Raw genomic sequence first — 21155 nt, 5'->3', positions numbered from 1 at the left:
ATTTAGGGCTAGCGAGGCGGGTTACGAAAACAAGTGGCACTGGAGCGGCTTCTCCTCGAGAGACCATTCCATGAAAATGTTACAACCAACCATTTGCTGCTACGCCCTCAGTCTTGGCCTCCTCTCCCCTGCCTTCGCGGGGGAGACGGTGGTCGACTACATCCCCGACACCACTGCCCCTGGTGAACCTGATGCCTTTCAATGGCTCAAGCCCTCGGTCGACATCAATACTCGCTACGAGTTTCGGGAAGTCGATGGACTGGATCCGTCGAATGCCCTGACTGCTCGCGCTCGCGTCGGTCTCTTGTTAGGTGACTTTGGCGGTTTCAGCGCTTTTGCCGAGGGCGAATTCACGGGCGCCGGGGTCACGGACTATCGCAGTAATCCCACAGGCAGCGACAGCACCTATCCCTACGTCGCCGGCAATACTCCCATCGGCGACCCACAGAATGCGGAGCTGAACCGCGCTTGGGTCCAGTATGAAAGAGACGGCTTCCTTGCCAAAGTCGGACGTCAGCGCATTATCCGCAACTCCGCGGCCTTCATCGGTAACGTAGGCTGGCGCCAGAACGAGCAGACCTTCGACGCAGCGCAAATCGCCTACAAGTCCGACGACTTTTCGTTATCCTACGCCTATTCCAACCGGGTGCAGCGCATCTTCGGAAACGACGCCAACGATGCGCCTCCGGGACCACCACTCCATGATTTTGAAGGTGACTTCCACTTCATCGATGGAACCTACAATGCGGACTTTGGTAAAGTGGGCGGATACGCCTATCTCATTGACGTCGACAACAATGCCAATGTTGGCGAAAGCAATACCTACGGCCTCTTCACCACCATAGGCGGTCTCTATGCCGAGGCCGCTTTCCAAGACGGAACGAGTGCAATCGGCGGAGACTATGATGCGATGTATGCGCACGTGAAGTATACCCAAAAGGTCGGCAAGGCCTCCTTGATGGCGGGTATCGAATACCTCGGTGACGACTTCAAGACCCCCTTTGCCACCGTGCACGCCTACAACGGTTTCGCCGACGCTTTCGTGCTGGACCGCATCGGCCTGCGCAATGGTCCCGGTGGAACTTATGAAGGGCTGAGCGATGTCTATCTGGGTTACGTTCAGCCAGGGCTACCCGGCGGACTGACTTTCAAGGGCTTCCTCCACTACTTTGCCGACGACAGCTTCGACAACACCTATGGCTACGAGGCCGATGCCGTCTTGGTCAAAAAGTTCTCCGACAACCTGACCGGCCTGATCAAAGCCGCTTACTTCTTTGGAGATGACAGCAGTTCATACAGCGACATCAAGCAGGTCACTGTCGACTTGAGCTACAAGTTCTAACAACTCTCTCCAACTAAACTTGACTCAGAGCCGTTGCCTGTCGGGCAGCGGCTTTTTCTTGTCCAGTGGTCTGGTTGGCAAAGGTCCGTGCGGTCAGCTCACAGATTCCCACGAAGGTATCCTCCACCAAGGACAGGTTTTTTGACTCATGGCTGAAGACCCCCCACTCACGGCGAAGCGGCTCTTTGCGGATGGGAACTTGGACGAGCTTTCCTTTCTCCAACTCATCACGGGCAACCCACGGAGAGACAATGCCGACTCCAATGCCGATGCGCGCCATCTCCTTGATCGCCTCCATCGCTCCCAAGTTCAGAGTCGCCCGTAGCTTCACCCCCAGGCTATCGAAGTGATGCCGAATGAGGCGGTGGGTTTCGCTATTCTTGGCATAGACCAGGAACGACTCGCTCGCGATTTCCTCGAGTGGAATTTCCTTTTTGGACGCCCAAGGATGTTGGGCCGAAACTACGAAAACAAGCTCATCGTCAAAGATTGGATGAAAAGACGCCCACCCGGGGGTGCGTCCGCCCAAGCCGAGAACAAGATCCAATTGCGCTCTTTCCAAGCTGGAAAGCAAGGCTCCGGTATCACCGGATTCGATGTGGATCTCGCAGCGGGGAAAGCAGTCGCGGAATTCGCGCAGAACCGTGGGCAAAAGGTATTGGCAGAGGGTATGGGTCGCCCCCAGACGGATTCGTCCCTGCCCCCAGCGTTTCAACGCGTCAATTTCCTTGGTGGCCATCTCCAACTCATGAAGCACCGAACGACAACGCCGCAGAAAGACGACTCCGTCCTGGGTGAGCGCAATGCGCTTCCCTGCCCGCTCGACGAGCTGAACCTCGAGCTGCTGCTCGAGGCTACGGATCGAATGGCTCACCGCAGACTGCGTCAGGAAGAGAGCTTCTGCCGCACGGGTAAAACTTTGAGTATCAGCCAGCGCAACAAAGGCCTTCACCTGTCGCAAATCGGGAAGTTCACGAATCATGAATCTGGTTCATCCTTTCTCAGAGCAATTCAACTAGCACCAAACGTGCCATTTGCGGGGGATGGCACGCCTCCGGCTAGCAAAGAAGCATGGTTGCACCACCAGTTAGCGAACATCACCCCTCCGACGGCCGACTCATTCGGATCGGCTACGTGCCTCTCATCGACTGCGCTCCTATTGTCGTCGCTCGCGAGAAAGGCTTCTTTAAGAAGCATGGCCTTTCGGTCGTGACTTCGCAGCAGCCCGGCTGGGCCACCATTCGCGAGAAGCTGGTGCATGCCGAGTTGGATGCCGCGCAATGCCTGGGACCTCTCGCGCTGGCCATCCACCATGGCGTGGGAACCATCCCCAAGGACATGGTGGTGCCGCTGGTGCTGAGCGCCAATGGAAATGGCATCACCCTTTCCAACAGCATCCCCGAGACCATCTTTGATGAGGAGGATGGCTTCACCCAGTATCTGGAAGAAAATCACTCCAAGGAGAAACCCCTCACTCTGGCTTCCGTCCACCCCTGTTCTTCCCACCACAGCCTTCTTCTTCTCTGGCTTCAAAAGAACAAGGTTCTCTCCCACCCCTTCATCAACGTCATATCCCTGCCCCCGGAAACGATGATGCGCAATCTGGCCCATGGTCACATCGGCGGATTCTGCGTGGGAGAGCCTTGGAACTCGGTCGCCATCAAGAAGGGCATCGGCTGGTGCGTCTCCACTTCGGTCGAACTCTCCAACGGGCATCCTGAGAAGGTTCTCACCGCGACGCAGTTCTTTGCCTCCCAGCGCCCCAACGACCTGCGCTCGCTGACCATCGCCCTGCTGGAGGCCTGTCAATTCTGCCAAGACCACGCGAACCGCGCCAAAGTCCTCTCCTTCCTCTCGGCGGAGCCTGGCCTGCAGTCGATTCAAGAATCCCTTCCCTACAGCTTGTCCGGACGGCTGCCGTCTGGCGGCTTGCACGGGGAACGCATGCTCCCGGATTTTCACATCTTTCACAACGAACAAGTCAATGCCCCCAATAGCCTGACCGCCTCTTGGCTGCGTGAAGGCGTCCGTCACTCCGGACTCCTCCGGAAAGGACAAGAGCTTAAGAAGGACTCCATCTTTCGCATGGACCTCTTCGAAGAAGCCCAAAGCCATCTCTAACCCCAAAAAACAACAGCGCCCCTAGAACAGAACCAATACCATGAACCTAAAAAACATCACTACTGCCCTGGCAGTAGCAAGCATCGCCCCCCTCGGAGCAGAACAACTCGACGTCGAGAAGGACGAACTCAAGTTCGGCTTCATTAAACTCACCGACTGCGCCCCCATCGTTATCGCCAAGGAAAAAGGCTTTTTCGAAGAAGAAGGTCTCCAAGTGGAAGTCATCGCCCAACCGAACTGGAAACAGCTTCTCGACAACGTCATCACGGGAGAACTCGACGGAGCCCACATGCTCTCCGGACAACCCATCGCAGCGACCATCGGCTTTGGCACCAAGGAGCACATCGTCACTTCCTACACCCTCGACCTCAACGGCAACGGCATCACTGTTTCCAATGACATCTGGGAGCAAATGCAGGAAAATGACGAGAAGCTCGACAGTCCCACTCCCCCCCATCCTATCACGGCCGACTCCTTGAAACCCATCGTTGATGAGGCCAAGGAAGATGGAAAGAAGCTCCCCATGGGTATGGTCTTTCCGGTCTCCACCCACAACTATGAGATTCGCTACTGGTTGGCTGCCGCTGGAATCAATCCCGGCTTCTACACCTCGACCGACCTCAAAGGCTTCACCGATGGCGACATCGAGCTCTCCACCACCCCTCCCCCCCAAATGCCAGCAACCTTGGAATCCGGGAAAAACGTCGCCTATTGCGTGGGCGAACCCTGGAACCAGCAGGCTGTAGCCAAGGGCATCGGCGTTCCCGTCGTGACCAACTATGACATCTGGAAGAACAATCCGGAGAAGGTCTTTGGCGTCACCAAGAGCTGGGCAGACGCTAACCCCAACACCCACATCGCGGTCACCAAGGCCCTCATCAAAGCTGGAAAATGGCTCGATGCGGAGGAAGACGGCAAGCTCATCAATCGCGACGAAGCCTGCCGCATCCTTTCGCAGCCCAACTACGTGGGCGCGGACTTCGACATCATCAAGAACTCGATGACCGGCTACTTCTTTTTCCAAAAGACCGACAAGCGCGAGATGCCTGACTTCAACGTATTCTTCAAATACATGGCCAGCTACCCCTACTATTCCGATGGCGTCTGGTTCCTCACTCAAATGCGTCGCTGGGGACAAATCACTGAACCCAAACCAGCCTCATGGTATGCCGAGACTGCGAAGAGCGTGTATCTCCCTGAAGTTTACATGAGCGCAGCAGCCTCCCTCATCGAAGAAGGCTCCCTCACCGCAGAGGAAGTGCCAGCAGAAGACTTCGATGGCTATAAAGAGCCGACCACGGACTTCATCGACGGCATCGAGTTCGACGGCAAGAAGCCCATCGAATATCTGAATTCTCACAAAATCGGGAACAAGGACCCCGAGTCCCTTGCGACCCAGTAAATCCTTCCCCTAGTCACTGGTGTGCCCTGCTGCCTGGAGGAAGAGATTCCTTCAGGCAGCTTTTTTATCCCCCCCAGTCTCTTTTCCTGCTCGCTCCATGAAACTCCCCTTCATCGCTCTCACCCTTGCTCTGGCCTCCCACTCTCCGGCCCAAGAGCCTACCCTTCTCAGTTCCTGGACCAATTCCCTAGGCATCAAGCTCGTTCCCATCCCGGCTGGCGAATTTCAAATGGGGAGCCCACCTTCCGAAGAAGGTCGCGGCAAAGACGAAGACCAGGTCACAGTTACCATTTCCAAGCCCTTTCTCATGATGGAAAGCGAGGTCACGCAAGCTCAGTGGGAAAAAATAATGGGCACCACCATTCAAGAGCAGATCGACTCCAAGGTCGGTCCCATCGGCCGTGGGGCCAAGCTTGTAGCCAAAGCCTCGGCACTCGGCCCTTCCCAACCGATGAGCTTCGTCAACTGGTCTGATGCCAATGCCTTCTGCCTGAAACTCACCAAGCTCGAAAAAGAATCGGGAACCTTGCCCCCCGACCTTTCCTACCAACTGCCAACCGAGGCCCAATGGGAATACGCCTGTCGGGCGGGAACCACCACGGTCTTTCACTTTGGCAACACCCTCTCCGCCGAGCAGGCCAACTTCTACGGAAAGAAGCCCTACGGAATCGAGAAGGAAGGCCTCTATCGGGAGAAAACGACTCCCGTGAAATCCTTCTCCGCAAATCCCTGGGGGCTCTATGATATGCACGGCAACCTTTATGAATGGTGCGCGGACTGGTATGCCGATCAGGCCTCCGGCGGCCTCGATCCGAGAGGCCCCGATACCGGGGACGGCCGCATCATCCGTGGGGGAACCTGGAACCGCGTGGCCAACAGTTGCCGCTCCGCCTACCGCTATAGCTCGGGGCCTGAGAGCAGAAGTTACAACATCGGTTTCCGCATCATTCTCCAAAAATCCTAACCCACTCGCATAAAACACCTTCCCCTTTATTCCGGTTTTCCATGAATACTGTTCATGATTCAAATCGATCTTTCCCAACGCCCAATCTGACCAAAATCGGGATTTGGCCCAGACCCTGCAGGGTATAGCCGCAGCTCAACACCCACTTCCATGTCCGATTCTCCAAAAGACAAAATCAAATACGGCATCCTGAAAGCCGTCGATATCAGCGGTTTCAAGGTCCTCGATCCGCCGGTGCGACTTCTCTTCGGAGAAGAACCCCAAAAGCAGGTCAAGGATATCGCCAAGTATCTCTTGCTTCCAACCCTCTTCGTGTCCCTCTGCATCCTCATCTGGCACATCGCGGGACCGAACCACAAGACCAAGTCCGGAGAAGTCCCCACCCCGGGCAAGGTCCTCGAAGCCTACGCCGACGCCCGTCGCTTCGATGAACGCGAGAACGAAAAGGAACGCGCCTTCAACCTCACGGGTCAGGACCGTCTTGACGAAATCAAGCTAGTGGAAAAAGAGCTGGTTGAACTGGAACAAAAGGCAGCCGCTCTCCAGGAAAAATCCGCCGAGGTAGCCGCCGCTGCGAAAGTGACCCTTGCCAGCAAAATCGATCCAATCCAGGCCCGCTATGACGCCTTGAAGGCACAGAACAAGGCAGCGAAACAAAAACGTACAGAAGCTCTCGACCTCTTGGCCGAGCAAGTCGCCAGCAAGGACGCCTCCCCCGAAGCCCTCATCGCCCTCGTAAAAAAGAACGCTCTCGTTGAAGAAAAGGAAGGAGAAGCCGAATCCGTTCTCAAGGACAAGATGGACCTCATTCGGGACAATCCACCCGTGGAAGTGAAAGCCAGCCAGTTGGCCGCCAACAAGATAGAAGACGAAGTCCAGCACTACAAAAAACGCCTCGCCATCCTGACCAAGGAAAACCTGAGCATCAAACGAGAGGCTCTTTTGGCGAAGGCCGAAGAAGATTCCGCGCAACTCGCTGCCGCCACCACTGGCAAAGAAGCTCTCAAGGAAGCCAAGTCTGTAGTGCGCAATAGCGAACGGGCCGAAAGCACTTCCGAACAGGTCTACGCCCGGACCGCAACTATTTTCTGGCAAACCAAGCGCTCCATCGCAACTGTCTTCGTGGGATTCATCATCGCAGCCGTCATTGCCATCCCTCTCGGTATCATGTGCGGACTCAACCGGATTTTCATGGCGTGCATGACTCCCATCATTTCCATCTTTCGCCCGGTCTCTCCAGTGGTCTGGCTCCTCATTTTCCAAATCGTCATTGGAGCATTCTTCCTACCCGACCCCGCCAGTCATCCCCTCTTCCTCTTCATGAACGATGCCCTCAACCCCCTGGCATTCCTCCAAACCAATCCGGCCATGATCTTCTCAGCTTCCACCGTGGCAATGTGCGCGCTCTGGCCAGCCTTGGTGAACACCGCTCTGGGGGTCTCGGCCATCGACAAGGATCACTTGAATGTGGCCAAGGTCCTGAAACTTGGATTCTGGTCCCGCCTTTTCAAGATTGTCATTCCTTCATCGCTCCCTCTGGTCTTTGCCGGATTGCGCATCTCCCTCGGGGTCGGCTGGATGGTCTTGATTGCCGCAGAAGCTCTTTCCTCCTCCGACGGACTCGGTAAATTTGTCTGGGACGAATACCAAAATGGCTCCTCACAATCCTTTGCCAACATCATCCTCGCCTGTTTCGTGGTGGGCGTCATCGGCTTCTTCCTTGACCGCTTGATGATTATCCTCCAGCGCCTTGTTTCCTTTGATGACGGTTCAGCAACGGCCTAAAGACTCCGCTCTCGTTCCATGACGAAAAGAGCCCCGGGACCCCGTCCCGGGGCTCTTTTTTTACTTTGTCTCCAAAGAGATAATGAATTTCGGTCATTCATTATTTCGAAATACGGGAGCGAAACTTCCCATTAACTCCACTCATCTTTTACTGCGCATCTTTTCCTAGTTCCAGAGGAATGAAGAAGGCCGCTGGCAAATTGAGTGCTGAGTGACAGGGAGTGAAATCCGCATTCCATGGACAAGCTAAGAGCAACAAGGCAAGCCGCATTCCGGCCTTACCCAAAGGCTCCCGCTTGCTGGTGATTGGGAACGGAATGGTCGGGGGCAAGTTCTGTGAATATCTCACCCAGAGCAAAGTCTTCTCAAATCTCGAGGTAACCGTTGTAGGGAAAGAACCCTACCCGGCCTACGACCGAATCAACTTGTCCTCCTACGTCGTCCATCAGGATGCCAGGCAACTTATTTTCAAGAGCGCCGAGTGGTATCAGGAAAAGGGAATCACCCTCCTGACCAACACGGAAGCGATCGAGATCGCACCCGACCTCAAGTGCGTGACCCTATCCAATGGACAGAAGCTCAACTATGACGTTCTCGTCCTGGCCACCGGCTCACGCCCCTTTGTCCCTCCCATCGAGGGAAAGGACTCTTCAAAGGTCTTTCTCTATCGAAACATCTCGGACCTTGCCAAGATAGTCGCTGCAGCTAAAGAGAAAGAGCGAGCCGCAGTCATCGGGGGCGGTCTTCTCGGATTGGAAGCCGCCCAGGCAGTCCAGAAACTCGGGCTGCAGGCCTCAGTCATTGAGCGTGCCAGCTTCCTGATGCCCCGGCAGCTCAATCAACCGGCTTCCTCCCTGCTCAGGAAGTCTATTGAGGCCCAGGGCATTGAGCTTTTCCTCAACAAGGGATCAACTGTCATTCAGGAGGAACCAAACGGTCTCACGCTCGAGTTTGACAAAGGGGCTCCTCTCAGCTGCGACCTCGTCATTATCTCGGCCGGGATCACCCCGAACAGCGAGCTCGCCAAAGAAGCGGGACTCGATACCGGATTGCGGGGAGGAATCGTGGTCGACAACCACTTCGAAACCTCCCATCCCGAAATCTTTGCCATCGGGGAATGCGCTCTTCTCGACGGTTCCATCTATGGACTTGCGGCCCCTGGCTACGCCATGGCCCGGCACCTCGTCGCTCGATTGGAAGGACAGCGAAGCAAGCCTTTTACCAATCCGGATCTTTCCACGCGATTGAAGATGCTGGGGGTCGATGTGGTCACCATCGGCGACCCACTGGAAGAAGGGCGTCGCGTAGAGTTCGAAACCGATGAGGTCTACCGCATGCTCATCATCGGCCCCAAAGGAGAGCTCAAAGGAGGACTGGGAGTGGGCTCCTGGCCGGAGGGTGGCAAGATCCAATCCCTCTATGCCACCCGGCAGCTCATTCGCAAAAAGGAAGAAGAATACTTTGCGGCCGAGGGCCTCCTTCTCCCCGGTGGCGGCGAAACCCCGGTCGCCCAATGGCCCGACGATCGCATCGTTTGCAACTGCATGGGGGTCAATAAAGGGCAGCTCGTCTCCTGTCTCAAAAAATGCCGCAACGATCCCCAACTCTTGGCCAACGAAACGGGAGCTTCAACTGTTTGCGGCTCCTGCGAGCCGCTCTTGCACGAACTCTGTGGATCGCCGAATTCCACCAAACCGAAAGGCTCCAAGGCGCTTCTCACCTTTTCCTCCCTCGCCTTGTTGGCCGCACTGATCACTATTCTGGCGCCCCCTCCTGCGATGGCGGATTCCGTGGAGTCTTGGTGGTATCAGGTTGACAAATTCTGGAGGGAATCCGTCATCAAGCAGATCACCGGATTCTCTCTGATGGGAATCTTTCTCATTGGGCTTCTTCTCTCCCTGCGGAAGCGCTTCAAGTGGTTCCGCTTCGGCCACTTTGCCCACTGGCGGATTTTCCACACCATCTTCGGACTCACCTCTCTGGTGGCGCTCTTTGTTCACACTGGATTCCGCTTCGGCCACAATCTCAATTTCTGGCTCATGCTCACCTTTGTCGGCCTCAATCTCCTGGGGGCTTTCGCCGGAATCCTCGCCGCGCTTGAGGGCGCAGGCACCTCCCGAACCGCTCTCACCGCCCGTCGCTTTCGACCCATTCTGACTTACGCGCACCTGGCCCTCTTCTGGCCCCTGCCCGTCCTCCTCACCTTCCACATTTTGTCCGTCTACCTCTACTAACAACCCCGTGGCACATTGGATCCAAAAACGAAAAAGCGTTCTGCTCTGGCTGCTGGTCACCATTGGGTTATCCGCATGGTTAGGCCACGTGCTCTTGCAGGCCGAGGACAAGACCTTACTCCTACCAGGCAAGACGACGCACGGTCACTACCAGATCGAGATGGCTTGCAGCGCCTGCCATACCGCGGAGGAAAAGGAGAACGTCTTTACCTCCTCCGGGGTGCCCAATTCAGCTTGCACCAACTGCCACGGGGAGGACCTCAATCAATTCTCCGATTCCCACCCAACCCGCAAGTTCAAGAATCCCGAGAACGCTATCTTTCTGGAACACGTTAATGCCATGAACTGTGTCGAGTGCCATGCTGAGCATAACGAGAAGATCACCCACGACATGGGGGTCACCATCCCACAGGACTATTGCGCCCACTGCCATCAGGTGACTTTGGAGAATCTGGAGTCCCATCAAAACCTGAAGTTCCACACCTGTGCCACTGCGGGCTGTCACAATTACCACGACAACATGGCCCTTGCTCCCAGCTTTCTCCTCAAGCACTACGGCGAAGCAAACAACCTGAAAGAGCAAAAGGTAGCCGAAGTGAATGCGCTCCAGCGATGGTTGAGCGAGGGAAACAAAAAGCGAGCGGCCCTGACCATCGAAGAAGCAGACGCCCCCTCGCCCAAACTGACCGACCCTGCAATCAATCTGGACTGGGAGCACACCGCTCACGCCGCCGCTGGCATCAATTGCTCGGATTGCCACGACGACCCTGTTTCCGGCGTCTGGATGCCCGCTCCAGACCATCACACGTGCAAGAAATGCCACGACGTCGAAGTCACCGATTTTTTGAAAGGAAAACACGGGATGCGTCTCGCCCATCCCGAGCTCTCGCCCATGACCCCCACTCAAGCCCGGCAAAGCTTGAAGGCCACTAGCGCTCATCGCGACCTGTCATGCTCCTCGTGCCATCAACCCCACCGCTATGACCGCGAGTTCGCCGCACATCAGGCGTGCATCCAATGCCACGACGACGAACACACCCGCAACTACGACAAGTCCCCTCACTTCGCCCTCTGGGCTGCCGAACTCGCAGGTACCGGCGAAGAGCGAACCGGCGTGTCCTGCGCCACCTGCCACCTGCCGCGCGAGGAACGCGACGATCACCACGTGGTCAACCACAACCAAAACGCCAACCTCACCCCGAACGAAAAGATGATTCGCAACGTCTGCATGGACTGCCACGGACTGCAGTTCGCGATGGATGCGATGGCTGACCGCGAGGTCATCGCCGACAACTTTTCCACCCGCCCGACTAAGGCCCATCCCGGAATCTCGTGGACCGTCGACGCGGCCATCAAACGTGGGAACGAGGAAATCATCGCCCTGAAGAATTACCTCGAATCCCCCAACCCTTCTCCCCCTGAGAATGCGGTCTCACCCCCGCCCACTACAACCCAACAAAATAATAGCCGTACAAATGAAAAAGAATAGAAAATGGGTCGCACCGGCCTTTGTCTCCGGTGTCACCACCCTGGCCTTCGGACTCGCTTCTTGCGAATCCGGAAAAGATGAAGCCAGCACTTCGGGAGGCTACGATGCCGAACAAGTCGCCGAAGCGCTTTACATCGTGCTCAAATCCGACCGCAAAGTCTACGCCAGCAAGATCGTCAACCGGCTCGTCAATGACGACAAGGTAATCAAGGCGCACGAAGAATGGCAGGAAGAGAAGGCCCTTCTTCTCCCCGCCCAATTCTTCCGCGAAGGAGCCGAGGAAGTCGATGGAGTGGAAGACAAGCCCTTCGAATTCTCCTACTCCCTCCAATCGTCTTGGCCGCTCAACATGGAGAACGCCAAGAAGAAAACCCCCGCTGTAGAGCAGGGCCTGAAGGAGGTCTCCGATCCCAACAGCGAGTTTTACGGAAAGAAATGGACCAGCACCGAAACCATTGCGGGGAAAGAATATTTCGTCGGAATCTACCCCGACAAAGCAGTCGCTCCCGCTTGCTGGGAATGCCACAACAACCACGAAAACCGGCAACCTGACTATCCGGAATTCAAGAAGAACGATGTCATGGGAGGAATCGTCATTCGCATCCCGACTTCCTAAGTCATCACTCAAACAACCAGCTAGCTGTTAGATGAAAATTCTTCCCGCCATCGTCCCCCTTGGCCTTTTCATTCTCACTTCATGCGACTCACCGAAAGAGTCGGATACAGTGAGCGAAAAGAGTCCGCCGCCCCCCGAACACCCTTGGGACTGGATTCCAGAAGACCCCGCGCTCGCTTCCGGGCGCGAGATTTACCTCATGGAGTGCTCCGGCTGCCACGATGAAGGCGAGGAGGGAGCCCCCGCCTTGACCAAAAAATCCGAATGGGACACCCGCTCGGAACAGGGTCTCGCCGTCCTCCTTGACCACGCTTTGAACGGCTTTCAAGGACCGGACGGAAAGATGCCTGCCCGGGGAGGCACCCCCTCCCTGACAGACGAAGAGGTCACCAATGCCGTCAACTACATGCTGGCCGCCCCCAAGTGAAAAATTGCCAATAACCGAATGGGCCCGGCGGACATCGTTCGCCGGGCCCCAACCCCAAAACGACCATGCTACCATTCCTGAAAAAACTATTTGGAGGCTCACCATCCGAGTCCGAACAACCCGAAACAAGTCAACCAATGAAAGAAGAACAAGAAGGTCCTCTGACCCTCGAACAGAAGAAGCTCGTCCAAGACTCCTGGGAGAAAGTGAAGCCTATCTCGAGCACCGCTGCCGAACTTTTCTACCGAAAACTCTTCGAGCTCGATCCCAACCTCAAACCCATGTTCGCCAATTCCAACATGCAAGAACAGGGAAAGAAACTGATGATGATGATCGGCGCCGCTGTGAAGGGACTCGATACCCTCGGAGAGCTCGTTCCAACGGTGCAGGCCCTCGGCAAACGACACGTGGGATACGGAGTGAAAGCCTCCCATTACGACACCGTTGGAGCTGCCCTGCTCGACACTTTGGAAAAGGGCTTGGGCGATGATTTCACTCCCGAAACCAAGGAGGCCTGGACCATCACCTACACCACCTTGGCAACGGTAATGAAAGAGGCATCTTACGGAACAGTAGCCGCCTGATTGTCAACGCTTTACCAATTCCAATCGAGATTCACAGAGAACCTGCCACCCGCTTTTCCATGAATCACCCAAAAAGAATTCACTTTCTTACCATGAGCCCGATTCATAATCAATCGTGCTCCACCAGGGTAATTTGGCCCATTAAACGCTGAGTAAATCGCATGGCTTTTCTAGAGCTCGATAACGTCTCAGCCGCCTTTGGGCCGGCTACCAATCAAACCGTCGTGTTGAAGGACATCAACCTTTCGGTGGAGGAAAACGAATTCGTCGCCATCATCGGTTTCTCCGGCGCTGGAAAGTCGACCATCATGTCCCTCCTCTCCGGGCTTCTGGCCCCCACCACCGGAGAGGTTCGCATGAAGGGTGAAGTCGTGAAGGAGCCCGGTCCCGACCGGGGTCTCATGTTTCAAAACTACTCCCTCCTCCCTTGGCTGACCGTCAACGACAACATCAAACTGGCCGTAAAAACCGCATTCCCCAAGTTGCGCAAGGCCGAGCTTGACGAAAAGATCGAACACTACGTCAAGATGGTCAAGCTGGGCCATGCCGGAGAACGTCGCCCCCACGAACTCTCCGGCGGGATGCGCCAACGCGCATCCTTGGCCCGCACCCTTTCCCTCGATCCGGAAGTCCTTCTTCTGGACGAACCACTCTCCGCCCTCGATGCCCTCACTCGCTCGGAGTTGCAGGACCAAATCCTCAATATCTGGGAAACGGATCGACGCACCGTGGTCATGATCACTAACGATGTCGACGAAGCGGTTCTCATGGCCGACCGCATCATCCCCCTGACCATGGGGCCCGAGGCCACCCTCGCGAAAGAGTTCGTCGTCAACATGGAGCGTCCGCGCGACCGCCAGACCCTCAACGACCACCCGGAATACATGCGCCTGAAGTCGGAGATCACCTCCTTCATGATGCAGCTCAACAAAGAGTCCAAAGAACTTTCCACGAGCGCGGTCATTCCCATGCCCGACGTTCGACCCAAGGACTTCACCCCCATTTCCGGTTCGCCCCGCCTTAAGAATAAACCCGCCCAACCCGGCACACCCCGCTCCGCAGCATGAGTCTCCAAGTCCTCGAACCCATGACCGAAAAACTCAATCCGAAGTTTGTAGAGATTTCCAATCTCGTCAAAGCCTACCCCAATCCGTACGGCGACGACTTCCGGGTGGTAGAAGACTTCAATCTCAATATTCGTCAGGGCGAGTTCATCTCCCTAATCGGTCACTCGGGTTGCGGCAAGTCCACGGTTCTCACCATGCTGGCCGGACTGAACGAAATTTCCGATGGCGGAATCATCGTTGGCAACCGGGAGATCGATGGCCCCGGCCCCGACCGTGCAGTGGTCTTTCAGGCTCCCTGCCTCATGCCTTGGCTCAGCGCTTTTGGCAACGTCATGCTGGGGGTGAAGAGCGTCTATCCCCACGCGAGCAAAGCGGAGCAAAAGCAAATCGTTGAGCACAGCCTTTCCATTGTGGGCCTGGGTGACTCGATGAAAAAGTATCCCAAAGAGCTCTCCGGCGGGATGCAACAACGGGTGGGCATCGCCCGCGCCATCGCCTTGCAGCCAAAAGTCCTGCTTCTGGATGAACCCTTTGGCCGTCTCGACTCTCTCACCCGGATGGAACTGCAGGACGTCATCATTGATATCCTCGCACGCGAAAATCTCACCGCCCTCATCGTGACCCACGATGTCGACGAAGCAGTCTTTATGGCCGATCGTTGCGTGATGATGTCCAACGGTCCGAAGGCCGGCGTGGGTGAGATTATGGAAATTGATTTTCCCCGCCCCCGCGACCGCGAGTCCGTTTTCAACGACCCCATGTTCTTTCAATACCGCGAGCACCTCCTCGCGTTCCTTGAGCAGCGCTCACACATCAAGGGCGAGACCCGGGTCCATACCAAAGACAATCTCACAGGCTACATGAACAAGGCTGAGCTCACCAACCTCGAACAAAAACTTTCCGTCGCGTAACCATGCAACCTTTCACCCAAGAACAAACCAGTTACCTCTCCGGCTTCATGGAAGGGGTTCGACAAATTCAGGCCGAAGGACTGCCCTTCCTGGGTCAAAATGCCAACGGACAATTCACCAACGATGCCAGCCTAGCCGTCGCGCAGGAGGAGACCGTCCACGGCACCCCCATCGACGACCTCTGCAAGGAGGAGCGCATCAAACACGAGCAAAATGGACTCGACTGCTACGACACCATCCTGGCCCATGCCATGGAGAACAAGTTCGTCGAGGGCGATGATCTCTTCCGCTTCAAATTCTACGGCATGTTCCATGTCACCCCCGCGCAGGAGTCCTACATGCTGCGCGCCCGCATCCCCGGCTGTGTGCTGAAGACCCATCAGTTCCGCGGTCTCGCCGAAATCGCGCGCGACTGGGGCAGCGGCTACTGCGATGTCACCACCCGCGGCAACCTCCAGGTGCGCGAGCTGATGCCGCCCAATCTGCCCGCCACTCTCGACAAACTCGTGGACCTCGGACTGACCTCCAAGGGTTCCGGCGCCGACAACGTGCGCAACGTGACCGCCACCCCAACCACAGGGTTCGACAAGGACGAGCTCATCGACGTCATGCCTTTGGCGAAAGGAATGCATCACTACATCCTGAACAATCGCGACCTCTACGGACTCCCCCGCAAGTTCAACATTTCCTTCGATTCCGGCGGCGCGATCTCGGTCTGCGCCGACACCAACGACATCGCTTTCTACGCGGTGAGACTGAAGGAAGAAACCGATGGCCTCGAGCCCGGGGTCTACTTCCGCATGCAACTCTGCGGCATCACGGGTCACAAGCAATTCGCTACTGACTCGGGTGTCTTGCTAACGCCATCGGAGACCATTCCGGTCGCCGCCGCCATCCTCCGGGTCTTTATCGAAAATGGCGATCGCACCAATCGCAAGAAGGCGCGCCTGAAATACCTCGTCGACAAGTGGGGCATCCCCAAGCTGCTGGAAGAAACGGCCGAAAAGCTCACCTTCCCCCTCCGCCACATCCCCCTCGAATCCTGCGAAGTACCCAAGCCCAAGGTCAAACACGGGCATCTGGGCGTCTACAAACAAAAGGATGATCGCAACTACATCGGAGTCGTCATCCCGGTCGGTCGCACCCCCGTCGACATGGTGGACAAGCTCTGCGACATCGCGGACCAATACGGCTCTGGAGAAGTTCGCCTCACCGTTTGGCAAAATCTCATCATCCCCAACGTGCCCGACGAACAAGTCGAAGAAGCCAAGAAGGCCATTATCGCCGCAGGCTGCCACTACAGCGCCACCTCCATCTCCGGAGGCCTCATCGCCTGCACGGGAAACACCGGATGCAAGTTCGCCGCCACCAACACCAAGGGGAACTCGGTGGAACTGGCCAAAATTCTCGAAAGCCGGGTCGAACTCGACCAGCCCATCAACATTCACCTTACTGGCTGCAATCACTCCTGCGCCCAGCATTACATCGGCGACATCGGAATGATGGGAGTGCAGGTCAAGCTGGACTCCGGCGAGAAAGTCGATGGCTACAACATCGTGTTGGGCGGCGGCGTGGACGATGACCAGTTTGTCGCCAAAGAAGCTTTTAAAGGAATCCCCTACTCCCAAATTCCCGACCTCTTGGAGTGCTTGCTCAAGACCTATCAGGCCAACCGTCAGGACCGGGAAACCTTTGCCCAGTTCACCCGCCGAACCGACATCGAGGATCTCAAGAGCCTGATGGCGGCCAACACTCAATCGATTGCAGCCTAATAGACCAACCCCTCCCACCGTATGATTGCTCTCCCACCCAACGCGCCCTTCACCCCCGAACAGATCGGTTGGCTGAACGGCTACCTCGCCGCCCGCATGCAAGTGCAACAGGCTCCGGGCACAAGCCAAGCTCTTCCTGCCCAATCCGCACCAGCACCCGCCGGCAAAGCGGTGCACATCCTCTGGGGTTCGCAGACCGGGACTTCGGAAGGACTGGCCAAAAAGACCTCCAAGACTCTTTCCGCAGCCGGACACCAAACGACCGTGACCGACATGGCTGACTCCGATGCCCAGAAGCTCGTGGAAGCCGAGTATCTCCTCGTCATCACCTCGACCTATGGCGACGGCGAACCACCGGACAATGCGGCGGAACTGCACGAACTGCTCCACGCCGACGACGCTCCTTCCTTCGCCAATACAAACTTCGCGGTTCTTGGATTGGGCGATTCGGAGTATCCCGATTTCAACCAATGCGCGAAGGAGTTCGATGCCGTTCTCGAAAAGCTGGGAGGCCAGCGCCTCTGCCCGCGGGTGGACTGCGATGTGGATTACGATGACCCCTTCGACCAATGGCTCGCTCAGGTCAGCGAATCTCTCGCCAAGCCCGCCGAAGCTGCCGCTGCCTGATTGGCCACGCTCCCTCTCTCCCCAGGATCTTCCCAACTGATGTCAACCCTCGCTCCAGAACGGACTCTGATCGACGACCTCCTCGCCGATCAGCGGAAGCTCTTCACCCCCGTTGCCGATTTTGCCGAGCAACACGAGCGGGAGCCCGATCTGGCAGGTCACTACCGCAACCTCATCCCCCTTTCCAAGCCGGGCAAAGGGGAACAATACGCCTTCGAAGTCGCTCTCGACAAATGCACCTCCTGCAAAGCCTGCGTCACCGCCTGCCACAGTCAAAACGGTCTTGATGAAGACGAGTCGTGGCGCGACGTGGGTCTTCTGTTAGGCGGCGAGGACGAACCCGGCTGGCAGCAAACCATCACCACGGCCTGCCACCACTGCGCCGACCCCGAGTGCCTCAATGGCTGCCCGGTGCAAGCCTACGAAAAGTCCGAGGACACCGGCATTGTGCGCCACCTCGATGACCAGTGCATCGGCTGCTCCTACTGCATCTTCAAGTGCCCCTTCGACGTCCCCAAGTTTTCCAAAAAGCGCGGCATCGTCCGCAAATGCGACATGTGCCACGACCGTTTGGCCGAAGGGGAAGCCCCCGCCTGCGTGCAAGCTTGTCCCACCGAAGCCATCCGAATTGTCAAAGTCAATGTGGCCGAAAAATCCAAGCTAGGCAGTCGCAACCTCGGCTGGCTCAATGGAGCTCCCCCCGCCAGCATCACCCAACCCACCACCCGCTACACCGGCCGCGAGGTTCCTCTCACCGCCCAGGCCGCCGACCGCGATAACCTCAAGCCCGAGCACGCCCACGCCCCCCTGGTCATCATGCTAACCCTCACCCAGGCGGCAGTGGGCATCTATTTGGCGGCCAGCGGCAGTCTTGCCCTTTCCATTCTCAGCTTCGCCCTGTTCGCCATTGGACTAACGGCCGCCACCCTCCATCTCGGTCAACCGCTCAAGGCCTGGCGCTTTTTTCTGGGCCTCAAGACCAGTTGGCTTTCCCGTGAGCTCTTGGCCTTCACCGTCCTCGGAGCGTTTCTAACAGTGCCACTCGTTCGCGCTTTCGACCTTCCCTTTCTCTCCATTCTGGCTCACCCCGCCATCCAGCTGACCGGAGCCCTTACCGCCCTCGCAGCAGTCTTCACAAGCGTGAAAATCTACCAGTCCACTCCCCGCGTCCTCTGGAATGCGCGCATCACCTTCCCTCGCTTCTTTGGTGCCGTCGGGCTCTTCACCTTGCTCACCCTGAGCTTCCAGAGCCCTCAACTCGCGCCCCTCTTCAGCGCGACCACGCTGGGCCTTCTCGCTCTCGATATTATTCAGCTCAAGAACCCCACTCTCTCCCGCGAGCGCACCATCATCACGGAGAAGCTCTCCCTCATCGGAAAAATCCGGTTTGCCTCCGGCGTCTTGTCAGCCGCTGCCATCTTCCTCAGCCCGTGGCTCGCTCTCCCCTTTCTCCTGACCAGCATTCTGGCGGAAAGGACTCTTTACTTCAAAGCCGTGCGGCCTCTCAAGATGCCGGGCTTCATCCACTAATTCAGAACGCTTGGTCATGACCATCCCCACCACCCACAAAGGCCTCACCGACCTCGTTCGCCAGCACACCCAGCTGCATGCCCGCACCGGCCCCTACACCGAAGAGCTCCTGCGCCATCCCGGCAAATTCGGCCTCGGTCAGGTTCCCGCCGGGCTCGCCCCCGATTCCACCACGACCTCGGTGTGCGGCTATTGCTCGACGGGCTGTCGGCTAAAGATCTCTCTCAAGGGCGGGCAAGCGGTCAACCTCACTCCTTCGGCAAACTATCCCGTCAATCTCGGGATGGCCTGCCCCAAGGGATGGGAAGCGCTTGCGGTTCTCGATTCGGACGATCGCGCAAGCGCCCCTCTGATTAACGGAAAACCCACCGATTGGAACACCGCCCTTGATACCTTCTGCGATCGCTTTCAAGCGATTCAAAACAAACACGGCAAAGACTCCGTCGCCTTCATCTCTACTGGCCAAATCACCTGCGAAGATTTCTTTCTCTTAGGCTCCTTTGCAAAATTCGGGATGGGCACGAAACACGGCGACGGCAACACCCGCCAATGCATGGCCACCTCGGTGGTGGCCTACAAGCAATCCTTCGGGTTCGACGCCCCTCCCTACACCTACGCCGATTTCGAGGAGTCCGACGTGCTCGTCTTTATCGGAGCCAATCCCGCCATCGCGCACCCCATCATGTGGCAAAGGGTGATGAACAATACGCGTGACCCAAAAATCGTAGTCATCGATCCCCGCCGGACCGAGACCGCTCAAGTCGCAACGCGCCACGTCCCTCTCACGCCCAAATCCGACCTCATCCTCCTCTACACCCTCGCCCATTGCATCGTGCGCGACGGCCGAATCGACGAGGAGAGCTTGGCGAGGACCGAAGGATTCGAGGACTTCTGCGACTTTCTCAAAGACTACTCCCCCGAGAAAACCGCCCCGAAGTGTGGCCAAACTGTCGCCGAACTCGAATCCCTCGCCCGCCTGGTCTCCGACCCCGGAAAGCGAGTCTCCTGGTGGTGGACCATGGGCGTGAACCAGAGCTACGAAGGTGTCCGCACCGCCCAGGCCATCATCAATCTCTGCCTCATGACGGGCAACATTGGCAAACCAGGCACTGGACCCAATTCCATCACCGGCCAATGCAACGCCATGGGCTCCCGCCTTTTTTCCAATACCACCAACCTCCTCGGTGGTCACGACTTCGCCAATCCCGAGCACCGTGCGAAGGTGTCCCGTCTCCTCGGAGTCGAGGAGGACCGGATTCAGGACTCCCCCGGCTATGCCTACGACCAAATCATTGAGGCCATCGACCGGGGCGAAATCAAGGGGCTTTGGATCATCGCCACCAATCCGAATCATTCCTGGATTGCCCAAAAGAAGTTCGCCCATATTCGCGAGAAACTGGATTTCCTCGTGGTGCAAGACATGTATCAAAGCACCGAAACGGCACAAATGGCCGACCTCTTTCTGCCAGCGGCGGGTTGGGGGGAAAAGGATGGCACCTTCATCAATTCCGAGCGCCGCTTTGGGGTCATTCGTCAGGTCAAACAGGCCCCGGGGCAGGCCCTGAGCGACTTCCGCATCGTCCACGCCCTCGCCGACCGTTGGGGAGGCTGCGAGTTTCTCAAACAATGGCCCACTCCAGCCGATGCCTTTCAAGCCCTCAAGGCCCTCAGCGAAGGACAACCCTGCGACATCACGGGAATCCCCGACTATCAATTTCTGGAAGAACAAGGAGGCGTGCAGTGGCCCTTCCCTGCTGCCGCCAACGCCGCCCCCCCAGCGAAGGAGCGTCGACTCTACGAGGAGGGCAACTACTACACCCCTAGTAGAAAGGCCAAATTTCTCTTCGACCACCCCTCTCCTCTAGCCGAACCCACCTGCGAGGACTTCCCCTTCATTCTTCTCACCGGTCGCGGCACCAGTAGCCAGTGGCACACCCAGACCCGCACGGGAAAATCCAAGATTCTGCGCAAGCTCTATCCCGAGGAATGCTACCTCGAGATTCACCCCGACGACGCCAGGCGCCTGGGCATCGCTGACCGCCAGACCGTCACCATCGCCAGTCGGCGGGCCAGCATCACCGCCCTCGCCTACTACGCCCCCACCGTGCAACCCGGCCAGGTCTTTCTCCCCATGCATTATCCGGAGGTCAACCAACTAACCCACGCCAGCTTCGATCCCCACTCCCGCCAACCGAGCTACAAGTATTGCGCGGTGAAGGTCTCCTAGGACCCGGGGCTCAGGCTTACCTAGACAAGTCGTCGTCCGCGACCTTGCCAGGTTCCC

At 57.2% G+C, this 21155-nt stretch carries 17 protein-coding genes; 16 read left to right on the top strand and 1 reads right to left on the bottom strand.

Annotated features, from left to right (window positions below; translation table 11 throughout):
• Positions 1–70 precede the first annotated feature (70 nt).
• Positions 71–1342 carry an alginate export family protein gene (locus IE099_RS07360; protein ID WP_229809431.1) on the top strand — a complete coding sequence of 424 codons (1272 nt, stop codon included), beginning with the start codon at positions 71–73 and terminating at the stop codon, positions 1340–1342.
• 13 nt (positions 1343–1355) lie between these two features.
• Here the strand turns inward: IE099_RS07360 and IE099_RS07355 are convergent, their stop codons facing one another.
• The gene (locus tag IE099_RS07355; RefSeq protein ID WP_189569039.1) at positions 1356–2324 is read right to left on the bottom strand and encodes a LysR family transcriptional regulator; all 969 of its coding nucleotides are present in this window, start codon (positions 2322–2324) and stop codon (positions 1356–1358) included.
• An 89-nt stretch (positions 2325–2413) separates the two neighbouring features.
• Here IE099_RS07355 and IE099_RS07350 point away from each other — a divergent pair, with 89 nt between their 5' ends.
• The 15 genes from IE099_RS07350 (at position 2414) to IE099_RS07280 (ending at position 21098) form a co-directional block, all read left to right on the top strand.
• Positions 2414–3463: a CmpA/NrtA family ABC transporter substrate-binding protein gene (locus tag IE099_RS07350; RefSeq protein WP_189569035.1), complete on the top strand. Its 1050-nt coding sequence runs from the start codon at positions 2414–2416 to the stop codon at positions 3461–3463.
• A gap of 40 nt (positions 3464–3503) precedes the next feature.
• Positions 3504–4865: a CmpA/NrtA family ABC transporter substrate-binding protein gene (locus tag IE099_RS07345; protein WP_189569032.1), complete on the top strand. Its 1362-nt coding sequence runs from the start codon at positions 3504–3506 to the stop codon at positions 4863–4865.
• A 97-nt stretch (positions 4866–4962) separates the two neighbouring features.
• Positions 4963–5829 carry a formylglycine-generating enzyme family protein gene (locus IE099_RS07340; protein ID WP_189569030.1) on the top strand — a complete coding sequence of 289 codons (867 nt, stop codon included), beginning with the start codon at positions 4963–4965 and terminating at the stop codon, positions 5827–5829.
• 150 nt (positions 5830–5979) lie between these two features.
• Complete coding sequence (locus IE099_RS07335) at positions 5980–7614, top strand: ABC transporter permease (protein WP_189569027.1); 1635 nt, start codon at positions 5980–5982, stop codon at positions 7612–7614.
• Between the two features lie 221 nt (positions 7615–7835).
• Complete coding sequence (locus IE099_RS07330; protein WP_189569024.1) at positions 7836–9848, top strand: FAD-dependent oxidoreductase; 2013 nt, start codon at positions 7836–7838, stop codon at positions 9846–9848.
• A gap of 7 nt (positions 9849–9855) precedes the next feature.
• Positions 9856–11337 carry a cytochrome c3 family protein gene (locus tag IE099_RS07325; RefSeq protein WP_189569021.1) on the top strand — a complete coding sequence of 494 codons (1482 nt, stop codon included), beginning with the start codon at positions 9856–9858 and terminating at the stop codon, positions 11335–11337.
• Positions 11324–11953: a c-type heme family protein gene (locus IE099_RS07320; RefSeq protein ID WP_189569019.1), complete on the top strand. Its 630-nt coding sequence runs from the start codon at positions 11324–11326 to the stop codon at positions 11951–11953. The genes IE099_RS07325 and IE099_RS07320 overlap by 14 nt, the downstream gene beginning before the upstream one ends.
• A 31-nt stretch (positions 11954–11984) precedes the next feature.
• On the top strand, positions 11985–12380 hold the full coding sequence (locus IE099_RS07315) for a c-type cytochrome (protein WP_189569015.1): 396 nt from the start codon (positions 11985–11987) through the stop codon (positions 12378–12380).
• 137 nt (positions 12381–12517) lie between these two features.
• Positions 12518–12964, top strand: coding sequence for a globin family protein (locus IE099_RS07310; protein ID WP_229809430.1), 447 nt, complete (start codon positions 12518–12520; stop codon positions 12962–12964).
• A 161-nt stretch (positions 12965–13125) separates the two neighbouring features.
• Complete coding sequence (locus tag IE099_RS07305) at positions 13126–14031, top strand: ABC transporter ATP-binding protein (RefSeq protein ID WP_189569011.1); 906 nt, start codon at positions 13126–13128, stop codon at positions 14029–14031.
• Between the two features lie 20 nt (positions 14032–14051).
• A complete protein-coding gene (locus IE099_RS07300; protein WP_189569008.1) occupies positions 14052–14942 on the top strand; it encodes an ABC transporter ATP-binding protein in 891 nt (296 codons plus the stop codon).
• Between the two features lie 2 nt (positions 14943–14944).
• Positions 14945–16714 carry a NirA family protein gene (locus IE099_RS07295; protein WP_189569005.1) on the top strand — a complete coding sequence of 590 codons (1770 nt, stop codon included), beginning with the start codon at positions 14945–14947 and terminating at the stop codon, positions 16712–16714.
• Positions 16715–16735: 21 nt separating this feature from the next.
• Entirely contained in the window at positions 16736–17341 is a 606-nt protein-coding gene (locus tag IE099_RS07290; protein ID WP_189569002.1) for a flavodoxin domain-containing protein, read from the top strand.
• Between the two features lie 39 nt (positions 17342–17380).
• Complete coding sequence (locus IE099_RS07285; protein ID WP_189568999.1) at positions 17381–18871, top strand: DmsC/YnfH family molybdoenzyme membrane anchor subunit; 1491 nt, start codon at positions 17381–17383, stop codon at positions 18869–18871.
• A gap of 16 nt (positions 18872–18887) precedes the next feature.
• Positions 18888–21098 carry a molybdopterin oxidoreductase family protein gene (locus tag IE099_RS07280; RefSeq protein WP_189568996.1) on the top strand — a complete coding sequence of 737 codons (2211 nt, stop codon included), beginning with the start codon at positions 18888–18890 and terminating at the stop codon, positions 21096–21098.
• Positions 21099–21155 lie beyond the last annotated feature (57 nt).

It is taken from the genome of Roseibacillus persicicus, assembly GCF_014651675.1.
In the GTDB taxonomy this organism is placed as follows: Bacteria; Verrucomicrobiota; Verrucomicrobiia; order Verrucomicrobiales; family Akkermansiaceae; genus Roseibacillus; species Roseibacillus persicicus.
This window is presented reverse-complemented; position numbering and strand designations above follow the sequence as displayed.

Bases quoted from the DNA above. Each gene is read 5' to 3' on its own strand.
- IE099_RS07345 (WP_189569032.1), top strand. From the start codon at position 3,504: ATGAACCTAAAAAACATCACTACTGCCCTGGCAGTAGCAAGCATCGCC.
- IE099_RS07320 (WP_189569019.1), top strand. From the start codon at position 11,324: ATGAAAAAGAATAGAAAATGGGTCGCACCGGCCTTTGTCTCCGGTGTC.
- IE099_RS07335 (WP_189569027.1), top strand. From the start codon at position 5,980: ATGTCCGATTCTCCAAAAGACAAAATCAAATACGGCATCCTGAAAGCC.
- IE099_RS07340 (WP_189569030.1), top strand. From the start codon at position 4,963: ATGAAACTCCCCTTCATCGCTCTCACCCTTGCTCTGGCCTCCCACTCT.
- IE099_RS07300 (WP_189569008.1), top strand. From the start codon at position 14,052: ATGACCGAAAAACTCAATCCGAAGTTTGTAGAGATTTCCAATCTCGTC.
- IE099_RS07280 (WP_189568996.1), top strand. From the start codon at position 18,888: ATGACCATCCCCACCACCCACAAAGGCCTCACCGACCTCGTTCGCCAG.
- IE099_RS07355 (WP_189569039.1), bottom strand. From the start codon at position 2,324: ATGATTCGTGAACTTCCCGATTTGCGACAGGTGAAGGCCTTTGTTGCG.
- IE099_RS07295 (WP_189569005.1), top strand. From the start codon at position 14,945: ATGCAACCTTTCACCCAAGAACAAACCAGTTACCTCTCCGGCTTCATG.
- IE099_RS07350 (WP_189569035.1), top strand. From the start codon at position 2,414: ATGGTTGCACCACCAGTTAGCGAACATCACCCCTCCGACGGCCGACTC.
- IE099_RS07285 (WP_189568999.1), top strand. From the start codon at position 17,381: ATGTCAACCCTCGCTCCAGAACGGACTCTGATCGACGACCTCCTCGCC.
- IE099_RS07310 (WP_229809430.1), top strand. From the start codon at position 12,518: ATGAAAGAAGAACAAGAAGGTCCTCTGACCCTCGAACAGAAGAAGCTC.
- IE099_RS07360 (WP_229809431.1), top strand. From the start codon at position 71: ATGAAAATGTTACAACCAACCATTTGCTGCTACGCCCTCAGTCTTGGC.
- IE099_RS07305 (WP_189569011.1), top strand. From the start codon at position 13,126: ATGGCTTTTCTAGAGCTCGATAACGTCTCAGCCGCCTTTGGGCCGGCT.
- IE099_RS07315 (WP_189569015.1), top strand. From the start codon at position 11,985: ATGAAAATTCTTCCCGCCATCGTCCCCCTTGGCCTTTTCATTCTCACT.
- IE099_RS07290 (WP_189569002.1), top strand. From the start codon at position 16,736: ATGATTGCTCTCCCACCCAACGCGCCCTTCACCCCCGAACAGATCGGT.